The sequence below is a fragment of the Bradyrhizobium sp. 1 genome (genome assembly GCF_023073315.1).
Classification (GTDB): Bacteria; Pseudomonadota; Alphaproteobacteria; order Rhizobiales; family Xanthobacteraceae; genus Bradyrhizobium.
Window position 1 is genome coordinate 495,534 of sequence record NZ_JADPJH010000018.1, and the last position, 16,774, is coordinate 512,307.

The following is a 16,774-nucleotide window of genomic DNA, read 5'->3' on the forward strand; positions in this document are numbered from 1 at the left end:
ACGCTGGGAGGGATCGTCCCGGCCGAGCGTCTCGAGCTTTTGCTGGAATGTCCGAAAGGTGCGCAGGCCATGGTGCTGTTGCGAAAGCCACGCGTGCAGGTCGTTCATGTGAGCTCCTTCGAGTTACGGAAGAAGCTGCCGGTTTATACAGGAGGGATATGACGATCGGAAGGGAGGGAATGCTGAGCCAGTCCGTCTTCGCCAAGAGGCTTCGCCGGACACGCCTCGCCTTTTCGGCTCAGCGTGGCTGCGCCACGCGAAGCCCGAAAGGGCGAAGCGTGGTGCCCCTGGCCGGAATCGAACCAGCACTCCTTGCGGAACTCGATTTTGAGTCGAGCGCGTCTACCAATTCCGCCACAGGGGCTCTCGGTCGGTCCCCAGAATATGGGCCTCGCGAAGCCGGCGGACTATAGCCATGGGCAAGGCGGGGTCAACCCGCGCCAAAGTGATCCCGGCCGTTCTCGACAGCCGCATGGCACGGGGTTAGAGCCTTACAGCGCGACCCATCCGGAAGAGGCTGCCGTGACGACCCAGAGTGCCGCAATACCTGTATTCAAGCAGGCCAGCCCGAGCCCCGCTCTGACCGCCGCGCTTCTCATCACCCTGATTGCGGCCGCCACGATCGCGGGCGCCTGGTTCTTCCAGCTCGTGCTGGGGATCGTGCCGTGTCCGCTGTGCCTCGAACAGCGCTACGCCTATTATCTCGCGATCCCGCTCGGCTTGCTTATCGCGCTTGCCGCCAAGAGTGGCGCGCCACGGCCGCTGTTGCTCGCCGGCCTTGCGATCCTCGCGCTGGCGACGCTTGCCAATGCCGGCCTCGGCACCTATCACTCCGGGGTCGAATGGGGTTTTTGGAAGGGACCGACCGACTGCTCCGGCCCCGTCATCAATCTCGGCAGCGCAGCTGATCTGCTGTCGAAGCTCGATACCGTGAAGGTGGTGCGCTGCGACGAGGTGCAGTGGCGCTTCCTCGGCCTTTCGCTCGCCGGTTACAACGTGCTGATCTCGCTGTTGATGGCCGCGATCGCCGCGTGGGGATTTGTGGCGACGGCGAAGCGTTAACGGTCAATCGTCCACATCGTCCTGCGTGCGCCCGAACAGGTGCACGATGCCCGGCGTCGCGATCGTCACGAACACGAAGCGCGATAGATGATGGGCGCCGACGAAGATCGGGTCGATGTGCAGCGTCAGGGCCAGCGCCAGCATGGCGTCCATCGCCCCCGGCGCGAAGGCGACGACGACGTCTGAAAACTTCACCTGCGTGGTGAGCGCAACGATGCCGACGAAGATGGCCGAGACGGCAATCGCCACGGCAAACGAGCCCAGCGCCGCATTGATGTGGCCGGCGAGGGTCTTGATTCGCATCCGCGCAAAGCGGCTGCCGATCAGGGCGCCGATGCCGATCAGTGCCACGCCGCGCACCCAGTTCGGCAGGCCGCCATCGACCCAGCCCGCCCCATGCAGCACGCTGGAGCCGATCATCGCGCCGAACATCCAGCTCGCCGGAAATTTTATGAGCCGCAGGACGAGCGCCGCAGCGAGTGAGGCCGCGACCAGCATCGCGAGGTCGAGCGGCGAGGCGATCGCCGTCGTCAGCGTCGGTGCTGCGGTGGGCGCCACGCCCGCGACGGCCAGCACCATCGGCAGTGCCGCAGTGAGGATGATGACGCGCATGGTCTGCACCACGGCGATGCCCGGCAGGTCGGCCCCGCGCTCGACCGCCAGGATCGTGATCTGGGACAGTGCGCCGGGACTGCCCGCGAGGAAGGCCGAGGTGCGGTCCCAGCCATGGATGCGCTGGAGGTAATAGCTCGAGCCGAAGGTCGAGCAGAAGGTGGCGAGCGCAAGCAGCCCGATGGTGAGGGGATAGGCGCTGACCTGTTGAAGCAGATGGCGCGAGACCACCGAGCCCAGCGAGATGCCGAGCAGCACCAGCACGGTCTGGGTCAGGATCGGCGGCAGCGTTAGCTTGCGCCCGGCGATCGCGGCGATCCCGACCGCGATCATCGAGCCCGAGATCAGGCCGCCGGGAAGACCCGCAAGCAGAAATACCAGGCCTCCGGCGGTGCCGATGACGAGTGTCTCCACCGTGCTCAAGATTTCGGCACGGCTTGGCAATTCGAACGGCAGGGAGGCGGTGATTTGCTTCACGCCACCTTATCGCAAATCAGCAAGAGGCGCACAATTGCAGGCTCGTCATGCCGCAATGCGCGCGCCTCTCGCTGTCGCGAACCGTATGTGACGGATTTACTTCTTGTCGGCGGCGGGAGCGGCCGGCGCGGCGGTGCCGGCCTTCGCTTCTTTCTTGCACTCGCGGCGGAATTTCTTGCGCTCCTTGCCCTTCAATCCCTTGGCGTCCGCCTGCTTGGAGCACTCGAGCGACTCGGCGGATCGCTCCTTCGTTACCTTCTTGTCGGCGGTGGCAGCCGCGTCGGTCTTGGCAGCCGGCGCGGCGGTCTGCGCGAAAGTAGCGCCGATGGTGAGCAGGGAGGCGAGGGCGACGACGGCGAGGCGAGACGTGAAGGTCATGGTGTTGCACTCTTCTTGGGAGAATGGCGAAGGGTTGGGAACGTCGGCTCGTGTTGCTGAACGCGACATGAATAATCTGAACAAGGGGGATCACTATATTTTGGCGGTGGGTGCCATCGCTTCCTTGTCGCAACGCGCCGGCACGCTAGGATAGCAGTCTTCGGTTCGCTTCCCCCGGGGGAAGACCAAGGAGGAGACTAGGGATGACCATTCAATCAAAAATGTTGTGTGCAGTTGCGGTGTCGGGATTTGCCGCACTGGTGGCGGCCGCGCCGGCGCAGGCTTTGACCTCGCAGGAGTGCAGCGCGAAATATCAGGCCGCCAAGAAGGACGGCTCGCTCGGCACCACGAAGTGGAATGACTTCCGCAAGGCCCAATGCGGTGCGGATGCGACGCCCGCCGCTGCGCCGAGCGCGGCAGCTCCGGCTGCACCAGCCGCTCCTGCCGAGCCGAAGCAGGCGAAGAAGGAGGCGGCCCCCGCTGCAGCCCCGTCACCGACCCTGCCGGCCGGTCCCGCGATCTATCCGAACGCGGTCGATCCGAAATACGCGAAGGAGAGCGCCGGCAAGGGCCGCCTGCACACCTGCGTCGACCAGTACAATGCCAACAAGACCAGCAACGGCAATGGCGGCATGAAGTGGATCGAGAAGGGCGGCGGCTATTACAGCGAATGCAACAAGAAGCTGAAGGGCGCCGCCTGAGGCCTCAGGATGACGCGGAGGCCGGAGCCAGGCTCCGGCCTCTCGCTTTAGCCCAACAGCTTCTCGGCCGATTTTGCCACGAGTTGCGATCGCTTGCGCGGACCGCGCTCGACGAACAGCAGGCTCTGTCCGAAGATGAAGCAGTAGAACAGGAAGGCCTGCGCGTCGGCCTCCTCGGCCTCGAGGCCGGTCGCGCGATAGAGCTCGGCGACGTGCCTGAGCCGCGCTGCGTCTACGCTCGCCACCGCCGTCGCCGCGTTCTCGTCCGAGCGGGCCCATTGCCGGATCGCGAGCTCGATCGCCATGCCTTCCGGGTTCAGCCGCTCGGAATAGAGCTGGATCATAGCCTTCAGCCGCTCGCGGGGCGCCTCGCCGTCGAGGCTCGTCTGCTGCGCGATCGACGCTGCGCGTCCCTCACGCCAGCGTTCCAACATGGCGTCGAGCAGCGCGGCGCGGTCGGCGAAGCGGCGGTAGAAGCCGCCCTTGGTGACGCCGAGATTCTTGGCGAGCACCTCGACCCGCACCCCCTCAACCCCTGAGTGCGCGAGTTCGATAAACCCTGCCTCGATCCAGACGTCGCCGTTGCCGTTGCCCATGAAGGAAGCCTCACCGGTTCTTGATACGGTGCCGTATTGCTAGCGCGGCAAGGTCTTGATACGCTACCGTATCAAAAATCAAAAGGGCAGGGAGAACGGCGATGGAGCAGGAGGCGACCTATCGCGGCACGGTGTATCCGTGGCAGTGCGATCACGTCGGCCACATGAACACCGAGCCGGGCGAGGCCTGAGTCATGGCAGCGTTCGAGCCGAAAAACCCGGGCTATCGCGCGGCGGCCATTGCGATGTTCGATCGCCAGCCGGCGATGCACACGCTCGGCATCGTGATCGTCCGCCTTGCGCCGGGCGAAGCCGAGCTGGCCATGCTGCATTCGCCGGCCTTCACGCAGCAGAACGGTTTTGTCCATGCCGGCATCATCACGGCGGGGCTCGACAATGCTTGCGGCATTGCCGCCTTCACCCTGATGCCGCGCGAGGCCGACATCCTCACCGTCGAGTTCAAGACCACCCTGCTTGCACCCGCCCAAGGCGAACGCTTCGTCTTCAAGGCCGAGGTGGTCAAGCTTGGCCGGACGCTGACCTTCTGCGAGGCCAGGGCCTTTGCCGAGCACGAGGGCAAGACCAATCTGATCGCCACCATGACCGGAACGTTGATGGCGATGCTGCCACGCGAGGCTCCGCAGGCGCCGCGCACGTCCCCCGCGATGCGCGGCGATTGACAAGCCTGCCGTCGCATTCCTTGATGCGGCGGTCATGCTCGGAAGTCTTGGTCTCATTCTGCTCTGCCAGTTGATCGGCGAAGTGGTCGTGCACGGTCTCGGCCTGCCGCTGCCGGGTCCCGTGCTCGGTCTGCTCTTGCTCCTGATCTTGCTGCTTGCCCGCGACCGTTTTTCGCTGCTCGCGCGCGGCCCCTTGCGCAACGACGGCGTCGAGACGGCCAGCAAGGGCCTGCTCGCGCATCTGTCGCTGCTGTTCGTGCCGGCCGGCGTCGGCGTCGTGCAGAAGCTCGACCTGCTCGCGTCCCACGGCATCGCCATCATCTTCGTGCTGGCGCTCTCGGTGGTCGTCACCCTGCTTGCGACGGTGCTCACCTTCCGTCTCGTCAGCCGTCTGTTGAGGCAACAGGACGCGCAATGAAGGACAATCCGTTCTCGCTCTGGGTCTATCTCTCGCAGTCGCCGCTGTTGTGGCTGACCGTGACGCTGCTGGTTTATGCGGGCACGGATGCGGTGTCGCTGGCGACGCGTCGGCATCCGTTCGCCAATCCCGTGCTGCATGCGATGTGGATCATCGGTGCGTTCCTGCTTCTGACCCGCACCTCCTACACGACCTATTTCGCCGGCGCGCAGTTCGTGCACTTCCTGCTCGGGCCCGCGACGGTCGCGCTCGCCGTGCCGCTCTACGAGAATCGCAAGCGCGTGGTTGCCTCCATCGTGCCCATGCTGGTGGCGTTGGTCGCGGGTTCGGTCACGGCCGTGGTGTCGGTGGTGCTGCTGGCCGAGCTCGCCGGGCTTCCGCGCGAAGTGGTCCTGTCGCTGGCGCCGAAATCGGTCACAGCCGGTGTCGCCATGGGCATCGCCGAATCCCTGCACGCCGATCCCTCGCTGGCGGCGGTCGCGGTCATCCTCACCGGCATCATGGGCGCCATCATCGTGACGCCGCTGATGAACCGGACCGGCGTCACCGATTACCGGGCGCGCGGCTTTGCGGCCGGCCTCGCCGCGCACGGCATCGGGACTGCCCGTGCGTTTCAGGTCGACGAGATCGCCGGGGTCTTTTCCGGCATCGCCATGAGCCTGAATGCTTTGGTGACCTCGTTCCTGGTCCCGCTGGCGGTCACGCTGCTGGTGCGATGACATTGCCGCCGCGACGCTCTATATGATCCGTAACAATTCGCGGTTCCGACCCGTGTTTGCGGGAGATGGGACCGAAACGGGACGAGATATGGCTGCATTTATGAAGAAGGGCCTTGTGCCGACGCGGCGCGCCGCACTGACGCTGATCGGGGCGGGTGCACTCGCCGCGGGCGGGATCACCCTGGCACGAGCCGCCACCGACGATGACGAAGTGCTCACCGAAGCCAGGGTGCTGCGAGACCCCGACGTTCCCGTCGCCGGCAATCCGGATGGCAACATCAGCATCATCGAATGGTCCGACTACAACTGCCCCTATTGCCGCAAGCTCGAGCCCGAGCTGCGCCAGGTCATCCAGGACGACGGCAAGGTGCGGCTGGTGATGAAGGACTGGCCGGTCCTCGGGCCGGTTTCGGTTACCGCGGCGCGGATCGCGCTCGCGGCGAAATATCAGGACAAGTACCACAAGGCCCATGATGCCATGATGGGCGTCAGCTCGCGCCTGACCGAGCCGCGTATCAACGAGCTGCTCGCGGCTGCCGGCGTCGACATGGACCGGTTGAAGCGGGATCTTGCCGACCACGGCAAGGACATCGACGCGGTCCTCAAGCGCAACAACGAGCAGGCCGAAGCCTTCGGTTTCCGTGGCACGCCGTCCTTCATCGTCGGCAAGTACCGCGTGCCCGGCGTTCTCAGCATGGCCGAATTCGAGCAGGTCATCGCAGATGCCCGCAAAGCCAAGATGAACTGAGGGGACCGCGTTCATCGCGCTCAGCACAAAGGCGCCGCCGCGGACCCGCGACGGCGCCTTGTTCATGTCTGGTCGATCGAATTATTTCGACGAGATTCGGACCCAGTCCTTGTGCGCGCGATCTTGCAGCGCATTCCAGTCGGCCTTCGCGACATCCCAGTTCACGATGGTGCGATTGACGGTCGCGACCTCGCCATTGGCGACCGACGACGTCTGCATGGAGTCATAGACATACACGCCGCAGCCGAGCAGCAGCGCACCCAAAATCATTCCGAAAAAAGTCTGCATGGCGAACCTCCGGTGACGGGCGATAACGTCGGCCCGCAGCGATGGTTCCGCGGCCATGCGGCGCATCTAGGGAGAGCTTGTTCATTTTCCATTCAGCCATTGCAGCAGCTCCGCGTTGATCTCGCGCGGATAGGTGTGGCTGAGATCGTCAATCTCGCGATAGGTGACGTCGGCGCCGGCGGCCGAGAGCGCAGCTTGCGTCTGCCGCGCGGTCTGCACCGGAAACATCCAGTCGAGCTTGCCGTGGGTGATGAAGACGGGCAGGCCTTGCAGGCGCGCGGCATCAGCCATCTCCGCCATCAGCGGATGGAAGGTCGCCGACACCGGCGCAAGATGCGTGAATGGCGAGGCGCCGTCGAGGCCGGAGACGTAGCTGAAGGTGCCGCCGTCGCTCATGCCGGTCAGCAGCATCCGCGAGGCGTCGATGGTCCAGCGGCTGCGCACGGTCTCGAGGATGCGCATCAGGTTCGGCGTGTCGGCGTCATCGCCCATCAGTGCCCAGGTTGGGCCGGTCGCAGTCGGCGCCACCAAAATCGCGCCGAGGCTGCGGGCGTCGCGCAGCCAGCTCCACAGGAAGCTGCGGCCGTTGCCGCTGCCGCCATGCAGCGCCATCACCAGCGGCATCGCGCGATCGGGCGAATAATATTCGGGGATATAGACCGAGAAGCCGCCGCGGCTGCCGGGCTCGTTGTGGTCGTGGAAGATGCCGGTGTCGTCGCTCGCGCCGGCCTCGAGACGTGCCAACAGATCGCCATTCTCGCGATTAGCGGCGTTGAGAAAGAAATTGCTCACCGGCGGAAACTGCACCGCCAGCGGATAGAGTGCCTCCTGCGCGCGCGGTACGTGGCGCAGTGCGCGGAAGACCGCGACGAGATCACCATTGCCGCGCTCGACGTCGCGAATGCCGGCAAAGGCGGCGAGCGTCTCGTTGCAGGCGCGATCGAGCCGCTCGCGCAAGCCGGCAAACTGCTCCGGCCAATTTCCGATCGGCGCGCGCGCCGCCTGCAGCGCGTCGTCCGGCGCGCCGATCGCGTCCATCACCGAGGCGAATGCTGGCGGGTGCAATTGCCGCTGGAAGAAACCGAGTGCCTCCAGCGCATTGAGCAACGGTGGCAGCACGGCCACGATGTCGTCCACCACGGCCTCGGTCATTGCCGCTTCCTCTGCTTGGATCAGTGCAGCTTCGGCGCCTTGAGCAGCTTGAAGCGATCGGTCGAGGTCACCGTGACGTCGAAGGTGACGCCTTCATGATGCACGGTCAGTGGCACGTCGACGCCGGCAGCGCCGAGCCCCCACATCTTCTTGTAGAAGCCGGTCTGGCTCGTGACCTTCTCGCCATCCACCGCCAGGATGACGTCGCCGGTCTTGAGCTCGGCGCGGGCGGCCGGGCCATTGGCGGAGATCCCGATCACCACCACGCGGTTGTCGATCTCCGTCGAAAAGAGCCCGAGCCACGGGCGCGACGGCTTGTTGACGCGGCCGAACTTGCGCAGGTCGTCGAGGATCGGCTTCAGCAGGTCGATCGGCACGATCATGTTGACGTGCTCGGCCTTGCGTTCGCGTTCGCGCTCCAGCTGGAGCGAGCCGATACCGATCAGCTCGCCGCGCGCGTTGAGAAGCGCCGTTCCGCCCCAGTTCGGATGCGCGGGATGGGTGAAGACGGCCTCGTCCAGCAGGTACTCCCAATAGCCGGCGAATTCCTGCTTGGCCACGATCTGGCTTGCGACCGAGCGCGTGCGCCCGCCGGCGCCGCCGACCACGACGCGGTCGCCGATCCCAGTTTCCGCCGAGTTGCCGAGCGGCAAGGGCTCGACGTCGAGGTGACCGAGCGCCTGCACCAGGCCGAAGCCGGTGACGGAATCAAAGCCGAGCGCATGCCCCTCGACGACGCGTCCGTCGGCGAGGTGCAGCCATACGGATTCCGCCTCGGTGATGAGATAACCGATGGTGAGCACCAGCCCGTCGTCGATCACGACGCCGTTGCCGGCGCGTTCGGTGCCCAGCGTCTCGGCGCTGAAGGCATCCGGCGGGATGATGGCGTGCAGGCCGACGACGGATGCGAGCGCACGGTCGAGATCGAAACCGTAATCGCTCGCACGCGGCTGGTTGGCCGGCGGCACTCTCCATTCGGTCAGGGCGGGCATGGAGTTCTCCTGGCTGAGTGCATCGCCCCGTCATGGTTAGCGGAACGACGCGCGAAGCACCCATAATTTAGGCCGTAGGAGGCCGTCTTGAAAGCCTCGTTCCCCAACTATTCCGGAGAGCGGCGTGTGAAATCTTGGAAAGGCATGGGAACGCCTGCATAGGCGGCAAGCTGCCGCTGAATTCGGCTGGCACCGACCGCATGGCTGCTGTCCGGCGAGGTGCTAGGCGGGCTGCAATGAAGCTGCTAACCATTGCCGCTTCGTTTGACCAAGGGATCACGGACCGAAGCAATGGACAACCGCAGCGACATCTGGCGTGGCGTCGACACGATCAAGGCGCGTTTCATCGACCTCAGCGACAAGGTCTGGGGCATGCCGGAAGTGTGCTACACCGAAGCGCGCTCCGCCGCCGAGCATCTCGCCGAATTGCGCCACCAGGGTTTCCGCATCACCGAGAAGGTGGCGGGCATTCCGACTGCTGTGATGGGCGAATGGGGCGAGGGCGGACCGGTCATCGCCTTCATGGGTGAATATGACGCGCTGCCGGGCCTCAGCCAGGAGGCGGGCGTCGCCGAGCACCGGCCGGTCGAGACCGGCGGCCATGGCCATGGCTGCGGTCACAATCTGCTCGGCTCTGCCGCACTGCTCGCCGCAACCGCGATGAAGGACTGGCTCGCCGAGAACAAGGTGCCGGGCCGCGTGCGCTATTACGGCTGCCCCGCTGAAGAAGGCGGCGCCGCAAAGGCCTTCATGGTGCGTTCCGGTGCATTCGAAGATACCGACATCGCCATCACCTGGCATCCGCACAGCTTCTGGGAAGTGGCGGTGACACCGTCGCTCGCCAACACGCGCGCCGACTTCATCTTCACCGGCCGCACCTCGCATGCGGCGGCCTCGCCGCATCTCGGCCGCTCCGCGCTCGATGCAGTGGAATTGATGAATGTCGGCGTGAACTACATGCGCGAGCACATGCCGAGCGATGCGCGCGTGCACTACGCGCTGCTCGACACCGGCGGCATTGCGCCCAACGTGGTGCAGGCCCATGCGCGCGTGCGCTATTCGATCCGCGCCCGTGATCTTCCCGGCATGAACGAACTGGTCGGACGCGTGAGCAAGATTGCGGAAGGCGCGGCGCTGATGACCGAGACCAAGGTCGAGATGAAGATCATCTCCGCGGTCTCCAACATCCTGCCGAACACGCCGCTGGAGCAGGCGCTGCACCGGGTCATGGAAGAGCTCGGACCGCCGCATTTCGACGATGCTGACAAGGGTTTTGCCAGCGAGATCCGTGCGACGCTGAGCGACAAGGACATCGAGTCGGTCTATTACGCGATCGGCATGGAGCCGACCGATCGGCCGCTGGCCGACTTCCTGGTGCCGCTCGATGCCAAGCGCAATCCGCTGGTCGGCTCGACCGACGTCGGTGACGTGAGCTGGGTGGTGCCGACCGTGCAGGTTCACGCACCGACGGTTGCAATCGGCACGCCGTTCCACACTTGGCAGGTGGTGGCGCAGGGCAAGAGCGGACACGCCCACAAGGCGATGGTGCAGGCGGCCAAGGCGATGGCCGGTATCGGCATCAAGGCGTTGACGGATCCGGAACTGATCAAGGCAGCGAAGGCGGACCTTGCGAGGCGAACGGCCAAGACACCTTATGTCTGTCCGCTGCCGGACCACGTCGCGCCGCCGCTGAATATGTCCGTGGTGTAGAATTCCGTCTCGATACTTCGTCTGATCCGGCGAACAAATTTTCCGCAGTGCAACGTGGATTTCGGCGCGTTTTGACGCCGGATTGCCGAACGCTTGAGCTGCGGAACGCGGTTTTGCCCAACAGACAGCCAGAACACCGTTTGCATACACACGGTCGCAGTTGACGGGCGGCCTATTCAGTGTGCCATCTACTGCCGAACAAAACCCGGCGGCCGTCTCGTGGCCGCCTGCATCCATACGGGAACCAGACGGGGGACAACCATGCTGGATAAAGAACTGCGTTCGATGATCGGTGACGTGAAGGGCGGGCGGATGGATCGCCGTGCCTTCATCCAGCGCCTGGCTGCAGTCGGTCTCACCGCCCCCCTCGCCAACCAGATCCTCGCGCTTGGCGGCGTCGCCATGGCGGAAGGTGCGCAAACCTACAAGCCGACCAAGCGCGGCGGCGGCGGTGCGCTGAAGCTGCTGTGGTGGCAGGGCCCGACCCTGCTCAATCCGCATTTCGCCACCGGCACCAAGGACCAGGACGGCTCGCGCCTGTTCTATGAACCGCTCGCCTGTTGGGATCCGGACGGCAACATGAAGCTGGTTCTGGCGGCCGAAACCCCCTCGGTCCAGAACGGGCTCCTCGCGGCCGACGGAACGTCGGTCACGTGGAAGCTGAAGCCCGGCGTGAAATGGCACGACGGCAAGCCGTTCTCGGCCGACGACGTCGTCTTCACCTGGGAATACACCAAGGATCCCGCGACGGCGACCGTCACCGCCGGCACCTACCGTGACCTCAAGGTCGAGAAAATCGACGACCTCACAGTCAAGATCACCTTCCCGCAGCCGACCCCGTTCTGGGCCGATGCGTTCGTCGGCGCAGGCGCCGGCCAGATCCTGCCGAAGCATATGTTCGCCGACTATATCGGCTCGAAATCCCGCGACGCCCCGGCCAACCTCTCGCCGGTGGGCACCGGTCCCTACAAGTTCGTCGAGTTCAAGCCGGGCGATCTCATTCGCGGCGTGATCAATCCCGACTACCACATGGCGAACCGTCCCCATTTCGATTCGATCGAGATGAAGGGTGGCGGTGACGCCGTCTCGGCGGCGCGCGCGGTGATCCAGACCGGCGAATATGATTTCGGATGGAACATCCAGGTCGAGGACGACGTGCTGCTGCGCCTTGAGAAGGGCGGCAAGGGCAGGACCATCTACGCCGTGGGCGGCGACACCGAGTTCATTGCGCTTAACTTCACCGATCCGAACACCGAGGTCGACGGCGAGCGCTCCTCGATGAAGACCAAGCATCCGCTGTTCTCCGATCCGGCGGTGCGCAAGGCGCTGTCGATGCTGGTCGACCGCGACTCCATCAAGAAGGCGATCTACGGCCGCGCCGGCCGCACCACCGCCAACTTCCTCAACGGTCCCGAAAAGTTCGTCTCCAAGAACACCACCTGGGAGTTCAGCATCGAGAAGGCCTCGAAGCTGCTCGACGACGCCGGCTGGAAGCCCGGTGCGGATGGTATCCGCGAGAAGGACGGCAAGAAGCTGAAGCTGCTGTACCAGACCTCGATCAACGGTCCGCGTCAGAAGACCCAGGCGATCGTCAAGCAGGCCTGTCAGAAGGCCGGGATCGACGTCGAGCTCAAGTCGGTCGTGGCGTCGGTGTTCTTCTCCTCCGACGTTGCCAACCCCGACACCTATCCGAAGTTCTATGCCGATCTCGAGATGTTCCAGATCCCGCTGAGCCAGCCCGATCCGGCGCAGCACATGCGCCGCTATCATTCGCGCTACATCGCCGCCAAAGAGAACAAGTGGCAGGGCACGAACTTCCCGCGCTGGGTCAACAAGGACTACGACGCCGCGATCGACGCGGCGGACAAGGAGATGGATCCGGTCAAGCGCGTCGCCTTCTACGTCAAGTGCAACGACCTGCTGTGGCAGGACACCGTCTTCATCCCGGCGATGCACCGCCTGAAGGTGGAGGCCGCCGCGAACACGCTGCGTCCGGTGATCTCGGGCTGGGCCAACGAAACCGACAACATCTTCGACTGGTATCGCGAGGAATGATCCCCCAATCCTAGACGGGATCTTTCCCTATGAGTCAGTATGTCCTTCGTCGCCTGATGATCGCGGTTCCGAGCTTGCTCGGAATCTCGGTCGTGCTGTTCGTCGTGCTGGCGCTTGCGCCAGGCGATCCCTTCTCGGAACTGGCGACGAACCCGAATGTCCCGCCCGAAGTGCAGGCCGCCCTTCGGGCCAAGTTCGGCCTCGACGATCCGATCTACCTCCGTTACCTGCACTGGCTCAATGCCATGCTGCACGGTGATTGGGGTTTCTCCTTCGTCAGCCGGATGAACGTCGACACGCTGATCCTTCAGCGTCTGCCGGCGACACTCTATGTGATCGGCTCGGCGCAGATCCTGGCGCTGCTGATCGCGATTCCCGTCGGCGTTTATGCGGCCACAAAGCCCTATTCGCTATTCGACCAGATCGCGAACACGCTCGCCTTCATCGGCTTCTCGCTGCCGACCTTCTTCACCGGCCTGCTGTTCATCCTGATCTTCTCGGTGACGCTGGACTGGTTGCCCTTCGTCTATACTACCGACATCAAGGGCACCGGCATCCGCTGGGTGCTCGAGATGATCCGGCAGGCGATCATGCCGGTGGCGGTGCTTGGCCTGTTCCAGGCGGCGTCGATGACGCGCTTCGTGCGCTCGGCGATGCTGGACGTGATCCGGCTCGACTACGTCACCACGGCGCGCGCCAAGGGACTCGGGCAAGCCAAGGTCATCGTCAAGCACGTGATGCGCAACGCCATGATCCCGGTGGTGACGCTGATCGCGTTGCAGATGCCGGCGGTGTTCGGGGGCGCCATCGTCACCGAGCAGATTTTCCGTATCCCCGGGATCGGCTCGCTGCTGATCTCCTCGATCCTGTCCAACGACACGCCGGTCGTGATGGCCGTGACCTTCGTGTTTGCGTGCCTGGTCGTGCTGTTCAATCTCATCGCGGACGTCCTGTATGGCTGGCTTGACCCTCGCATCTCCCTCCGCTGAGCGGCGCACCTACTCGCCCTGGCGCGAGACGTGGCGGCGCTACAGCCGCCACAAGCTCGCCGTGGTCAGCGCGTTCCTGCTTCTGATCCTGGTGCTGGCCGTGGTGGTCGGGCCCTTCGTGTGGCGCGTGAAGATCAACGAGATCGACATCGTCGCCGGCATGCAGGGACCGTCGCTCTCCCATCCCTTCGGCACCGACGATCTCGGCCAGGACATCCTGGCGCGCATGATCTATGGCGGGCGTATCTCGCTTGCGGTCGGGCTTGCCGCGATGCTGGTCTCGGTGTTCGTCGGTACGCTGATCGGCTCGCTTGCCGGGATGTCGCGGGGCGCGCTCGGTCACGGCCTGATGTGGCTCACCGATTTGTTCCTGTCGCTGCCGCAACTGCCGCTGCTGCTGCTGCTGATCTATCTGTTCCGCGATGGGCTGAAGCAGGCGTTTGGTCCAGAAGGCGGCATTTTCGTTCTGATCGTGCTCGTCATCGGCGGCTTGCGCTGGATGCCGGTGGCACGCCTCGTGCGCGCGCAATTCCTGTCGATCCGCGAGAAGGAGTTCGTGGAAGCTGCCCGCGCGCTCGGTGCAAGTCCGGTGCGGCAGGTGATCCGTCACATCCTGCCCAATGCGCTCGGTCCGGTGATTATCGCCGGCACCATCGACGTTGCGGCCGCGATCATCGCCGAGTCCACGCTGTCCTTTCTCGGCCTCGGCTTCCCGCCGGATACCCCGACCTGGGGCCGGCTCCTGTTCGACGCCAAGGATTTTCTCGATATCGGCCCGCACTGGGCATTGTTTCCGGGCGGCGCGATCTTCATCGCGGTGGTCGCCATCAACTTCATCGGCGACGGCTTGCGTGACGCGCTCGATGCGCGACGGGTGATCTGATGGCGCCACTGCTCGAAATCAAAGGACTGAAAACCCACTTCTCCACCGACGACGGCATTTTGCAGGCCGTCGACGGCGTCGACATCTCCATCAACCGCGGCGAGACGCTCTGCGTCGTCGGTGAGTCCGGCTGCGGTAAGACCGTCACGGCGATGTCGATCCTGAAGCTGATCGCGATGCCGCCGGGCCGAATCGTGGCCGGCCAGATCATCTTCGAAGGCCGCGATCTGGTGCCGCTGACGAGCAATCAGCTGGACGAGATCCGGGCCAAGGAGATCGGCTTCATCTTCCAGGAGCCGATGACCTCGCTTAACCCGGTGCTCACCGTTGGCGAGCAGATCGCCGAGAGCCTGCGCCGGCATGAGGCGGTGACCAGGAAGCAGGCGATGGAGCGCACCATCGAGATGCTGAAGCTGGTGCAGATCCCCAACGCCGAAGGCCGCGTGCACAATTATCCGCACCAGTTCTCCGGCGGCATGCGCCAGCGCGTGATGATCGCGATGGCGCTCGCCTGCAAGCCGAAACTGATCATCGCCGACGAGCCCACCACCGCGCTCGACGTCACCATCCAGGCCCAGATCCTCGACCTCCTTCAAGATATGAAGGAGCGCTTCGGCATGGCGGTGATGCTGATCACCCATGCCATGGGCGTCGTCGCCGAGACCGCGCAGCGCGTCGTTGTGATGTATGCCGGCAAGGTGGTGGAGGAGGCGCATGTCGACGATCTCTTCGGCAATCCCGGCCATCCCTATACCCAGGGACTGATCCGCTCGATCCCGCGCATCGATCTCGACAGCGAGCACAAGGTGCGGCTGGAGGCGATCGGCGGCTCGGTGCCGATCCTGATCAATCCGCCGGTCGGCTGTCGTTTTGCTCCACGTTGTCGCCATGCCATGAGCGTCTGTACCGAGAAGGAGCCGCTGCTCCGCGAGATCTCGCCCGGCCACCGTATGGCCTGTCACCTGGGAGATACGACTCTGGGAGCCGCGTCATGAGCGAACCCTTGCTCCGCGTCAGCGGCCTGAAGAAACATTTCCCCGTGCTCGGCGGCCTGCTGTCGCGCCAGGTCGGCAGCGTCTATGCGGTCGACGGCGTGTCGTTCTCGGTCAATCGCGGCGAGACGCTCGGTCTCGTCGGCGAATCCGGCTGCGGCAAGTCGACGACGGGCCGCTGCGTGCTGCGCCTGATCGAGCCGACCGACGGCGAGGTCACTTTCGACGGCCAGGACGTACGCAAGCTCGGCGGCAATGATTTGCGCGCGATGCGGCGGAACATGCAGCTGGTGTTCCAGGATCCCTTCGCCTCGCTCAATCCGCGCATGACGGTCGGCACCATCCTCGGCGAGGCTTTCACCATCCACAAGCTCGCATCCTCCGCCAAGGAGCGTGAGGAGCGCGTCGCGGGTCTCCTGGTCAAGGTCGGCCTCAAGGCCGAGCACATGCGCCGGTACCCGCACGAATTCTCCGGCGGCCAGCGCCAGCGCATCGTGATTGCGCGCGCTCTCGCGGTCGAACCAAAATTGATTGTCTGCGACGAGCCGGTCTCTGCACTCGACGTGTCGATCCAGGCCCAGGTCATCAACCTGCTCGAAGACCTGCAGGCCGAGCTGAATCTCACTTATCTCTTCGTCGCGCACGACCTCTCGGTGGTCGAGCACATCTCCGACCGCGTCGCGGTGATGTATCTCGGCCGTATCGTCGAGCTCGCGAAAGCCAGCGACCTCTACCGCAACCCGCAGCATCCCTACACCAGGGCGCTGTTGTCAGCGGTGCCGGTGCCCGATCCGAAACTCAAGCGCGAGCGCATCCGTCTCAAGGGCGACGTGCCGAGCCCGATGAAGCCGCCCTCGGGCTGCCACTTCCACACCCGTTGTCCGATCGCCCAGCCGCGCTGTTCGGAGAGCGCGCCGGAGCTGAGGGAAGGGGCGGGCGGGCACTTTGTGGCGTGTCATCTGGCCTAAGGGGCCACCCCGCTACCCGTCCAGCGTAAAGCCGACGCGCAGCGTCACCTGATAATGGCGCACAGCGTTGTTCTCGATGTGGCCGCGCGTCTGCACCACCTCGAACCATTTCATCTCGCGGACGGTTTTGGCGGCGCGGCTGATCGCGTTCTTGATCGCATCCTCGATCGAGGTTTCGGACGATCCGACCAGCTCCAGGATCTTGTAGACGTGATCCGTCTCGGCTGTGGGCATGACGTGCCTCCCTTGGTTGCGCCGCGGCTGGTGCGTGCCGCCGCATCGCTTCCAATTGAACGAGCGCCAACCTTTTCGGTTCCGTCAGGTGCGATGGTCCGCATCGCGGACCCAAGAGAA

At 64.7% G+C, this 16,774-nt stretch carries 19 protein-coding genes, 1 tRNA gene and 1 pseudogene; 13 read left to right on the top strand and 8 right to left on the bottom strand.

Annotated features, from left to right (window positions below):
* Positions 1 to 279: 279 nt before the first annotated feature.
* A tRNA-Leu gene (locus IVB29_RS14800) sits at positions 280 to 364 on the bottom strand.
* A gap of 158 nt (positions 365 to 522) precedes the next feature.
* On the opposite strand from IVB29_RS14800, the gene IVB29_RS14805 reads away from it, so the two are divergent.
* Positions 523 to 1,062, top strand: a complete 540-nt coding sequence (locus IVB29_RS14805; protein ID WP_247504089.1) for a disulfide bond formation protein B — start codon at positions 523 to 525, stop codon at positions 1,060 to 1,062.
* A gap of 3 nt (positions 1,063 to 1,065) precedes the next feature.
* On the opposite strand, the gene IVB29_RS14810 is transcribed toward IVB29_RS14805, so the two are convergent.
* Positions 1,066 to 2,151, bottom strand: a complete 1,086-nt coding sequence (locus IVB29_RS14810) for an AbrB family transcriptional regulator (RefSeq protein WP_247504090.1) — start codon at positions 2,149 to 2,151, stop codon at positions 1,066 to 1,068.
* 96 nt (positions 2,152 to 2,247) lie between these two features.
* Positions 2,248 to 2,529: a PsiF family protein gene (locus IVB29_RS14815; RefSeq protein WP_247504091.1), complete on the bottom strand. Its 282-nt coding sequence runs from the start codon at positions 2,527 to 2,529 to the stop codon at positions 2,248 to 2,250.
* Between the two features lie 203 nt (positions 2,530 to 2,732).
* On the opposite strand from IVB29_RS14815, the gene IVB29_RS14820 reads away from it, so the two are divergent.
* On the top strand, positions 2,733 to 3,230 hold the full coding sequence (locus IVB29_RS14820) for a hypothetical protein (RefSeq protein WP_247504092.1): 498 nt from the start codon (positions 2,733 to 2,735) through the stop codon (positions 3,228 to 3,230).
* A gap of 47 nt (positions 3,231 to 3,277) precedes the next feature.
* Here the strand turns inward: IVB29_RS14820 and IVB29_RS14825 are convergent, their stop codons facing one another.
* The gene (locus IVB29_RS14825; protein ID WP_247504093.1) at positions 3,278 to 3,826 is read right to left on the bottom strand and encodes a TetR/AcrR family transcriptional regulator; all 549 of its coding nucleotides are present in this window, start codon (positions 3,824 to 3,826) and stop codon (positions 3,278 to 3,280) included.
* A 101-nt stretch (positions 3,827 to 3,927) separates the two neighbouring features.
* On the opposite strand from IVB29_RS14825, the pseudogene IVB29_RS38535 reads away from it, so the two are divergent.
* The 5 genes and pseudogenes from IVB29_RS38535 to IVB29_RS14845 form a co-directional block, all read left to right on the top strand.
* Positions 3,928 to 3,996: pseudogene (locus tag IVB29_RS38535) on the top strand (thioesterase); the annotation flags it as partial.
* Between the two features lie 24 nt (positions 3,997 to 4,020).
* Complete coding sequence (locus IVB29_RS14830; RefSeq protein WP_247504094.1) at positions 4,021 to 4,506, top strand: PaaI family thioesterase; 486 nt, start codon at positions 4,021 to 4,023, stop codon at positions 4,504 to 4,506.
* A gap of 34 nt (positions 4,507 to 4,540) precedes the next feature.
* Positions 4,541 to 4,924 carry a CidA/LrgA family protein gene (locus tag IVB29_RS14835; RefSeq protein ID WP_247504095.1) on the top strand — a complete coding sequence of 128 codons (384 nt, stop codon included), beginning with the start codon at positions 4,541 to 4,543 and terminating at the stop codon, positions 4,922 to 4,924.
* Positions 4,921 to 5,643: an LrgB family protein gene (locus IVB29_RS14840; RefSeq protein ID WP_247504096.1), complete on the top strand. Its 723-nt coding sequence runs from the start codon at positions 4,921 to 4,923 to the stop codon at positions 5,641 to 5,643. Before IVB29_RS14835 ends, IVB29_RS14840 begins: the two co-directional genes overlap by 4 nt.
* A gap of 88 nt (positions 5,644 to 5,731) precedes the next feature.
* Complete coding sequence (locus tag IVB29_RS14845) at positions 5,732 to 6,391, top strand: DsbA family protein (protein ID WP_247504097.1); 660 nt, start codon at positions 5,732 to 5,734, stop codon at positions 6,389 to 6,391.
* Positions 6,392 to 6,472: 81 nt separating this feature from the next.
* On the opposite strand, the gene IVB29_RS14850 is transcribed toward IVB29_RS14845, so the two are convergent.
* From IVB29_RS14850 to IVB29_RS14860, 3 genes are all read right to left on the bottom strand, one after another.
* On the bottom strand, positions 6,473 to 6,679 hold the full coding sequence (locus tag IVB29_RS14850) for a hypothetical protein (protein WP_247504098.1): 207 nt from the start codon (positions 6,677 to 6,679) through the stop codon (positions 6,473 to 6,475).
* 81 nt (positions 6,680 to 6,760) lie between these two features.
* The gene (locus IVB29_RS14855; RefSeq protein ID WP_247504099.1) at positions 6,761 to 7,831 is read right to left on the bottom strand and encodes a phospholipase; all 1,071 of its coding nucleotides are present in this window, start codon (positions 7,829 to 7,831) and stop codon (positions 6,761 to 6,763) included.
* 20 nt (positions 7,832 to 7,851) lie between these two features.
* Positions 7,852 to 8,823, bottom strand: coding sequence for a S1C family serine protease (locus IVB29_RS14860; RefSeq protein WP_247504100.1), 972 nt, complete (start codon positions 8,821 to 8,823; stop codon positions 7,852 to 7,854).
* Positions 8,824 to 9,114: 291 nt separating this feature from the next.
* On the opposite strand from IVB29_RS14860, the gene IVB29_RS14865 reads away from it, so the two are divergent.
* From IVB29_RS14865 to IVB29_RS14890, 6 genes are all read left to right on the top strand, one after another.
* Complete coding sequence (locus IVB29_RS14865) at positions 9,115 to 10,533, top strand: M20 family metallopeptidase (protein WP_247504101.1); 1,419 nt, start codon at positions 9,115 to 9,117, stop codon at positions 10,531 to 10,533.
* A 261-nt stretch (positions 10,534 to 10,794) separates the two neighbouring features.
* Positions 10,795 to 12,588 carry a peptide ABC transporter substrate-binding protein gene (locus IVB29_RS14870; RefSeq protein WP_247504102.1) on the top strand — a complete coding sequence of 598 codons (1,794 nt, stop codon included), beginning with the start codon at positions 10,795 to 10,797 and terminating at the stop codon, positions 12,586 to 12,588.
* A 29-nt stretch (positions 12,589 to 12,617) separates the two neighbouring features.
* The gene (locus tag IVB29_RS14875) at positions 12,618 to 13,577 is read left to right on the top strand and encodes an ABC transporter permease (RefSeq protein ID WP_247504103.1); all 960 of its coding nucleotides are present in this window, start codon (positions 12,618 to 12,620) and stop codon (positions 13,575 to 13,577) included.
* Positions 13,543 to 14,460, top strand: a complete 918-nt coding sequence (locus tag IVB29_RS14880) for an ABC transporter permease (RefSeq protein ID WP_247504104.1) — start codon at positions 13,543 to 13,545, stop codon at positions 14,458 to 14,460. Before IVB29_RS14875 ends, IVB29_RS14880 begins: the two co-directional genes overlap by 35 nt.
* Complete coding sequence (locus tag IVB29_RS14885; protein WP_247504105.1) at positions 14,460 to 15,455, top strand: ABC transporter ATP-binding protein; 996 nt, start codon at positions 14,460 to 14,462, stop codon at positions 15,453 to 15,455. The genes IVB29_RS14880 and IVB29_RS14885 overlap by 1 nt, the downstream gene beginning before the upstream one ends.
* Positions 15,452 to 16,420, top strand: coding sequence for a dipeptide ABC transporter ATP-binding protein (locus IVB29_RS14890; RefSeq protein ID WP_247504106.1), 969 nt, complete (start codon positions 15,452 to 15,454; stop codon positions 16,418 to 16,420). Before IVB29_RS14885 ends, IVB29_RS14890 begins: the two co-directional genes overlap by 4 nt.
* Positions 16,421 to 16,432: 12 nt before the next feature.
* Here IVB29_RS14890 and IVB29_RS14895 read toward each other — a convergent pair whose 3' ends face one another.
* Positions 16,433 to 16,654: a dodecin gene (locus IVB29_RS14895; RefSeq protein ID WP_247504107.1), complete on the bottom strand. Its 222-nt coding sequence runs from the start codon at positions 16,652 to 16,654 to the stop codon at positions 16,433 to 16,435.
* Positions 16,655 to 16,774 lie beyond the last annotated feature (120 nt).

Bases quoted from the DNA above. Each gene is read 5' to 3' on its own strand.
- IVB29_RS14815 (WP_247504091.1), bottom strand. From the start codon at position 2,529: ATGACCTTCACGTCTCGCCTCGCCGTCGTCGCCCTCGCCTCCCTGCTC.
- IVB29_RS14820 (WP_247504092.1), top strand. From the start codon at position 2,733: ATGACCATTCAATCAAAAATGTTGTGTGCAGTTGCGGTGTCGGGATTT.
- IVB29_RS14825 (WP_247504093.1), bottom strand. From the start codon at position 3,826: ATGGGCAACGGCAACGGCGACGTCTGGATCGAGGCAGGGTTTATCGAA.
- IVB29_RS14830 (WP_247504094.1), top strand. From the start codon at position 4,021: ATGGCAGCGTTCGAGCCGAAAAACCCGGGCTATCGCGCGGCGGCCATT.
- IVB29_RS14835 (WP_247504095.1), top strand. From the start codon at position 4,541: ATGCTCGGAAGTCTTGGTCTCATTCTGCTCTGCCAGTTGATCGGCGAA.
- IVB29_RS14840 (WP_247504096.1), top strand. From the start codon at position 4,921: ATGAAGGACAATCCGTTCTCGCTCTGGGTCTATCTCTCGCAGTCGCCG.
- IVB29_RS14845 (WP_247504097.1), top strand. From the start codon at position 5,732: ATGGCTGCATTTATGAAGAAGGGCCTTGTGCCGACGCGGCGCGCCGCA.
- IVB29_RS14850 (WP_247504098.1), bottom strand. From the start codon at position 6,679: ATGCAGACTTTTTTCGGAATGATTTTGGGTGCGCTGCTGCTCGGCTGC.
- IVB29_RS14855 (WP_247504099.1), bottom strand. From the start codon at position 7,831: ATGACCGAGGCCGTGGTGGACGACATCGTGGCCGTGCTGCCACCGTTG.
- IVB29_RS14860 (WP_247504100.1), bottom strand. From the start codon at position 8,823: ATGCCCGCCCTGACCGAATGGAGAGTGCCGCCGGCCAACCAGCCGCGT.
- IVB29_RS14865 (WP_247504101.1), top strand. From the start codon at position 9,115: ATGGACAACCGCAGCGACATCTGGCGTGGCGTCGACACGATCAAGGCG.
- IVB29_RS14870 (WP_247504102.1), top strand. From the start codon at position 10,795: ATGCTGGATAAAGAACTGCGTTCGATGATCGGTGACGTGAAGGGCGGG.
- IVB29_RS14875 (WP_247504103.1), top strand. From the start codon at position 12,618: ATGAGTCAGTATGTCCTTCGTCGCCTGATGATCGCGGTTCCGAGCTTG.
- IVB29_RS14880 (WP_247504104.1), top strand. From the start codon at position 13,543: ATGGCTGGCTTGACCCTCGCATCTCCCTCCGCTGAGCGGCGCACCTAC.
- IVB29_RS14885 (WP_247504105.1), top strand. From the start codon at position 14,460: ATGGCGCCACTGCTCGAAATCAAAGGACTGAAAACCCACTTCTCCACC.
- IVB29_RS14890 (WP_247504106.1), top strand. From the start codon at position 15,452: ATGAGCGAACCCTTGCTCCGCGTCAGCGGCCTGAAGAAACATTTCCCC.
- IVB29_RS14895 (WP_247504107.1), bottom strand. From the start codon at position 16,654: ATGCCCACAGCCGAGACGGATCACGTCTACAAGATCCTGGAGCTGGTC.